The 5975-nt window shown below is 37.6% G+C and carries 7 protein-coding genes and 1 pseudogene; 4 read left to right on the top strand and 4 right to left on the bottom strand.

Annotated features, from left to right (window positions below; translation table 11 throughout):
- Both AC1DUW_RS19165 and AC1DUW_RS19170 read right to left on the bottom strand, forming a co-directional pair.
- A pseudogene (locus AC1DUW_RS19165) lies at window positions 1–335 on the bottom strand (hypothetical protein); the annotation flags it as partial.
- 205 nt (window positions 336–540) lie between these two features.
- Window positions 541–717 carry a YkvS family protein gene (locus AC1DUW_RS19170; RefSeq protein WP_082527747.1) on the bottom strand — a complete coding sequence of 59 codons (177 nt, stop codon included), beginning with the start codon at window positions 715–717 and terminating at the stop codon, window positions 541–543.
- 456 nt (window positions 718–1173) lie between these two features.
- Between AC1DUW_RS19170 and AC1DUW_RS19175 the strand changes: the two genes are divergently transcribed.
- Window positions 1174–1368: a hypothetical protein gene (locus tag AC1DUW_RS19175; protein WP_053345133.1), complete on the top strand. Its 195-nt coding sequence runs from the start codon at window positions 1174–1176 to the stop codon at window positions 1366–1368.
- A 51-nt stretch (window positions 1369–1419) separates the two neighbouring features.
- On the opposite strand, the gene AC1DUW_RS19180 is transcribed toward AC1DUW_RS19175, so the two are convergent.
- Together AC1DUW_RS19180 and AC1DUW_RS19185 are read right to left on the bottom strand one after the other, a co-directional pair.
- Entirely contained in the window at window positions 1420–1911 is a 492-nt protein-coding gene (locus AC1DUW_RS19180) for a sigma-70 family RNA polymerase sigma factor (RefSeq protein WP_053345134.1), read from the bottom strand.
- Between the two features lie 522 nt (window positions 1912–2433).
- Entirely contained in the window at window positions 2434–3261 is an 828-nt protein-coding gene (locus AC1DUW_RS19185; RefSeq protein WP_053345135.1) for a thermonuclease family protein, read from the bottom strand.
- A gap of 134 nt (window positions 3262–3395) precedes the next feature.
- Between AC1DUW_RS19185 and AC1DUW_RS19190 the strand changes: the two genes are divergently transcribed.
- The 3 genes from AC1DUW_RS19190 to ptsP all read left to right on the top strand — a co-directional run.
- Complete coding sequence (locus AC1DUW_RS19190) at window positions 3396–4094, top strand: ABC transporter permease (RefSeq protein ID WP_053345136.1); 699 nt, start codon at window positions 3396–3398, stop codon at window positions 4092–4094.
- Window positions 4095–4310: 216 nt separating this feature from the next.
- Window positions 4311–4577 (top strand): phosphocarrier protein HPr, encoded by a 267-nt coding sequence (locus AC1DUW_RS19195; RefSeq protein ID WP_053345137.1) that lies wholly within the window; start codon window positions 4311–4313, stop codon window positions 4575–4577.
- The coding region (ptsP, locus tag AC1DUW_RS19200; RefSeq protein WP_477643214.1) for a phosphoenolpyruvate--protein phosphotransferase at window positions 4577–5975 on the top strand (1399 nt) is incomplete at its 3' end. The genes AC1DUW_RS19195 and ptsP, both read left to right, overlap by 1 nt.

The following is a 5975-nucleotide window of genomic DNA, read 5'->3' on the forward strand; positions in this document are numbered from 1 at the left end:
GTTAGGAATACTATATCTTTACCTGGTTTCTCAGCACTTAACTTATATTGCTGCAGAACATAGAGGCTGAATGGTTGATTATCGCTATTTTTTAAGAAAGCTGTTTCTTCTTTAGCCTGCCCATTACTTGTATATTGCAGATTTTGTTCCATTAGTCTTACTTTGTTGTTATGGTCGGAACTGCTATCATTGCCATTAGAAGCACCGCCTTTGTTCTCTTCCTTCACTGAATCTTCCTGTGGCTCAGCCGTCTTGTCATCTGTGGTAGTCCCACAGCCAGTCAGCAGAAATGCAGCCAATGTGGCTCCACCTAAATAAGGTGTCCAATTAGTCATCTTTTTTCCTCAACTTTCTTGAATGTTTTCTAATGTGTGTTAAGTGATTTCATGCCTTCCAAAGGTCTGGTGACGAATCAAATTTTATATATAGACGGTATGAAATGAAAAAAAGTTACAAAAAATAACAGATTTGAACGAATTATTAATTAACTAAATTGAAAACGGAATGGTTTGAGAAACCATTCCGTTTGATTACGTTAAATTACCCTATGATTTTATAGTTCTTATGATTGACGACCGTTTTCTGTTCAAGTTCTAAATCACGGTAATTTTCCATATACGTGACGTCCACGATTACTGAGTTCTCGTTCACTTTCTCGACGATTCCTTGTAAGCCTTCTCTAAATTCAATGATATTTCCGACTTCCGCTTTCTTCATGGTAATCATCCTTTCCCATTTCATTTTCAATGATCAAAAAGTAACTATGGAGTAATTGGATTATTCGAACATCTTGCCGTTTAGATTTTGACCTGGGGAGTGCAAGTAAGAGAATTAGATATCTCTTCGGTCGGCAGAGCAGTAGGTTGAACTTTTAAAGAAAGTAAAAATTGAATAAAGCAGTAGTAATGATATGGCATATTTTGGTATCTTATGTAAGCGCAGCTATGCCAACCTGTATGTAAATAGGTGGTATTTAAAATGCCAATCAATTTACATTATGATATTTTACTATACAGTTTGCACTATTTTGGGTGTTTCGTAAAGAATAATGTAGTAAAGTAAGGAACAAAAAAATCTAATTTATATTTAGAGTTAGGCTTATGTTAAAATAGAAACGGAATTTCTCCTGTCTGATTATTATTGAAACGTTTAAAAATTAAGGAGGATATTAGAATGGATGCTCAAGAAGCGAAAGATGTACTTGATAAATTGGCAAACCGTGAAATGGATGAATTCAGGATAAAAAAGGAAGACTTTTTAGGTTTTCGTGAAGTGCTTGTGAAAAGAGAAGACTTTAAACATTTTCGAGGAAATGCCCAGCATAACGGTGAAATAATTTATACTTATTTAGAAGAAGCGAGAAGTTAAGGGAATGGATATTAGGGGTGGCTCAGTATGATGAGCCACCCCTTGTCCTATTTACCAAGAAAAATCCGTTTTTTTTCTTAATTTAAGGAGGGCGGATTTACGCCATGATTTGACGGCTGCAGTGGTTACCTGATACATATCAGCAATTTCGGATATGGTTTTATTCCCAATAAATGTCTGGAGTAGCCACCGTTGCTGGTTTAGTGTCAAGGTTTCCGTATAGATTAAGATATTTTCTAAAACGAAAGCCTCTTCATGTATGGTAAAACGGTCCTTAACTTCAAGGATAGCGGAATCAAATGGCCTGGTATGTGTTTCATATTTATGATGACGCTTTAGCTCGTTAATGATCCTGCCTTTTATTACGGTATATGCAAAGTTCGAGAATTTTCCGTTTTCTTCATTGAACTTCTCATATGACTCCCATAAGGCAATCAAACCAATTTGAAAAAAATCATCCTTATTTTTATAGATTGAGAGAGAGCGGATAATGTGATGAATCATAGGGGTGAATTCAACCGTTACAGCTGAGAAATCTTCCATTAGGCTACACCTTTGGAAAAGTGCACTTTACATGTATTCCCGGGTGCTTTTACCTTAAGTAATTCTCCCAACAATAGCGAAATAGCCTAATGGGAAAATGGATGAAATAAAAGATGAGTTTTATGAATTTAAATAGTAATTTAATCAAGTGAAATTTATAAGTATTGTAAGGATTTTTGTATGTTCGGGATGATCAAATAAAAACACATCCAAATGCTTGGATGTGTTAAATAAATTTACTAATTCATTTTCCGACAGGTTTTCAGATCCGGTTGATGACTTTTCATCTTCATTCAAAGTAAAGCCGTAAACATATGAGGCTGTTCTTTTCTTTTACCAGATAATTTTCTCACTATTAATTATAAAAGTTAGTAATAGATAGTGGTCAACTTTCTCGAGAAGTTGAAGATTAGTCTGGAATTTTACCTAGCGGGAACTAATACTAAGAACAGATATGTACCCATTTAACCTTTTGTATTTTAGGTGAGATCTAGCAAAAAAAATTCAGGGTGATGTATTTTGTTAACGCTGCGATTTACGGAATCCAGCATTTAGAGCGTCTTGTTCGGTACAAAAAAGTTCTTCTGGTTTAGTTATTTCGTAATATTGGCCAGTAGGTATGTGATAGATTTTATCGCCCTTAGAATTTATATTACCTTTAATTTCAGGTTTACTGCAAGATGAGCTTTTAGCGTTCTTTTTCTCTGTTACTACTTCAGTATTCGAATCATCAAATCCTTTTGAGGTTGCATAGTTTTCTATCGACCAGATGCCTATTTCTTCTTTTTGGGCTTGTTTCTGAATACCCTCTAATTCATCAATATATTTTGTGTTCGGGGCATAAACATAGGCGACACGGGCTAGTCCTTTTTCAAGCAGGAGTTTATTCACCATTTTTCCATCTACATAAAAATAGGCCAGCAGCCGTCCATATTTATCTCTCTCACTGATGCCGGTTTCTACTTCGACTTCCGAGCCTGCAGGCATTAACTCTTTGGTGAACTTGCTTGCTTCAGGTCCAAAAGGCTGAACAGGCTTAGAGGGATGTACGGTTTCTGGTGTATCTATTAATAGAAGCCTGACCGTTTCTTCATTTCCACTCGGTAGTTTAATTTTTACTGTATCTCCGTCGATGACCCTGACAATCTTGGCCGTGAACGTCTTGCCTTTTTCTTCATTTGAAGAATCGCTGCTGGATTTTGTGTCTGAATTGGACGTCGAATCCTCTTGTTTAGTTGATTCATTAGTTAAGTTATCTGATACCTCCTGGCAGCCAACTAAAGTGATCATGCAGATGGCAATCAGGAGAAGCACATGCAGATAAGAATGAGAAAAGGAATTACGGTTCATTATTAAGCCTCCAGTTCAAAGATATTTTCCATGTAGTCATGGATATGTGGGCAGGAATAATACTAACCTATTAAAATGGGAAAGAAAATGAAAACTCATCAAGTTTTTACAAACTTTACTATCTACTATGACGAATGTTTCTTATAATAAAATCGTGGCAAATCATTCTCGCTACGGTTCGGATGACGGTCCAACTCATTCTCGCCGGTTATGTATTGACGTATATATTTGAAAATCCAAACCCATTACTTTCTATAGGGTTTTTATGTGCGATGTCCCTTTTCTCAATCCATAATATTTTTAAGCAAATATCATTTACGCTTAATAAGAAAATCAAACGAATGGTTATTCTTAGTATGCTGACAGGCCCCTTGGCCGCTTTGTTTTATTTTAATCTAGTCGTCATTCATTTCACTCCATGGTATGAGCCGCGGTATTTTATCCCGATTGCAGGAATGATTGTCGGGAATGCGATGACTGGAGTTACATTAGCGTTAAAAAACCTGCATGACGGGATTACTAGTAATCGTGAAAAGGTAGAAGCAATGTTGATGCTTGGAGTCACTCCAGCAAAAGCGGTCAAAAAATATGTCGATGCAGCATTTGATTCAGCCGTGCTGCCCACCCTGAATAATATGCTCGGTATGGGAATTATTTTCCTTCCAGGAATGATGACAGGGCAAATTCTGTCGGGGATCAGTCCACTCATCGCAATTGAGTACCAAATTGCCATACTTATTGGTATTCTCGGCAGTGTTTCGTTAACTGTGATTCTTTTCATTATGCTGAGTTTTAGAGCTTTTTTTACCAAAAATGCACAGCTATCCATTTAAACATTAAGGAACCTGCAAAGTAATAGTTGCAGTTCTATCCATATTTTTGTACTATTTTTTAGGTACTAGATAGTTTTGGTTTGTTTGTTGGGTATGATAATGCTATTCTGAAAAGGAAGAGGGCATTTCTTTTTTCGTTACTTTTTCTAACCGAATAGGGAATACCACTTACATAACCTATTTTTTGTTATTTTATCTTAAAGGAGATTGATTTATATGGTAGAAAAAACATTTACAGTAACTGCAGAAACAGGTATACATGCTCGTCCAGCTACATTGCTTGTACAAGCTGCCGGAAAGTTTGATTCAGAAATTAACCTTGCACATAAAGAGAAAAAAGTGAACCTTAAGTCTATTATGGGTGTAATGTCTCTAGGTATTGGTAAAGGAGCAGAAATTACTATTTCTGCTGAAGGAAGCGATGAAAATGATGCTCTTAAAACACTAACTGACACATTGAACAGAGAAGGATTAGCAGAATAATGTCCACTTTGATAAGTGGAATAGCAGCTTCTAACGGAATAGCCATCGCTAAAGCCTATCGACTAATTGAACCAGAATTATCAGTTGAAAAAAGAAGCATAGAAGATGTCGAGGCGGAAATATCCCGTTTTAAGGAAGCTATTCAAAAATCAACAGTTGAATTAAAAGTAATAAGGGATAAAGCCGAACAGGATTTAGGAGCAGATAAGGCTGCCATTTTTGACGCACACCTACTTGTATTGGCTGATCCGGAACTTATAACTCCAATTCAGGATAAAATTCAATCGGAAAACGTCAATGCTGAGTTTTCTTTACATGAAACTGCAAGCATGTTCATTACTATGTTTGAACAAATGGATAATGAATATATGAAGGAACGTGCTGCAGATATTCGTGACGTTACGAAACGGGTGCTGTCGCATCTTTTAGGCGTACATATTCCAAATCCTAGCATGATTGCTGAAGAAGTGATCATCATTGCTGAGGATTTGACGCCTTCTGATACAGCTCAATTGAACCCAGTTTACGTTAAAGGATTTACGACCGATATCGGTGGACGTACATCTCATTCAGCAATTATGGCACGTTCATTAGAAATCCCCGCTGTTGTTGGGGCTAAATCGGTAACCGATTCCATTGTAAATGGCGATTTGATCATTGTAGATGGCTTGAAGGGTGAAGTGCATATTAATCCTACCCCTGAACTCGTGAAACGCTATGAAGAGGCCCAGGAAGCCTATGCTTCACAAAAAGCTGAGTGGGCGAAGCTAGTTCATGAACAAACGGTTACACAAGACGGTCATCATGTTGAACTGGCTGCCAATATCGGCACGCCTAAGGACCTAGAAGGTGTTCGCCAAAATGGCGGTGAAGGAATCGGCTTATATCGGACGGAGTTTCTTTATATGGGCAGAAATGACTTTCCAAGTGAAGAAGAGCAGTTCGAAGCATACAAAACTGTACTGGAAGGTATGGCAGGAAAGTCTGTTGTCGTCAGAACGCTTGATATAGGCGGAGACAAAGAGTTGCCATATTTACAGCTTCCTAAGGAAATGAATCCATTCCTTGGATACCGCGCGATTCGTCTCTGTTTAAATGAGCAAGAGATTTTCCGGACCCAGCTTCGTGCCCTGCTTCGGGCAAGTATCTACGGAGACTTAAAGATCATGTTTCCGATGATTGCTACATTGTCTGAATTCCGGGAGGCTAAAGCCATCTTGGCAGAAGTGAAGCAAGAATTACTTGATAATGGTGTCCAAGTTGCTGAGAAAATTGAGGTCGGAATCATGGTTGAAATTCCATCAACTGCGGTTATGGCAGACATTTTTGCTAAGGAAGTCGATTTCTTTAGCATAGGCACGAACGACCTGATTCAGTATACAATGGCTGCTGATAGAA

Source organism: Peribacillus sp. P4_C12 (assembly GCF_056402095.1).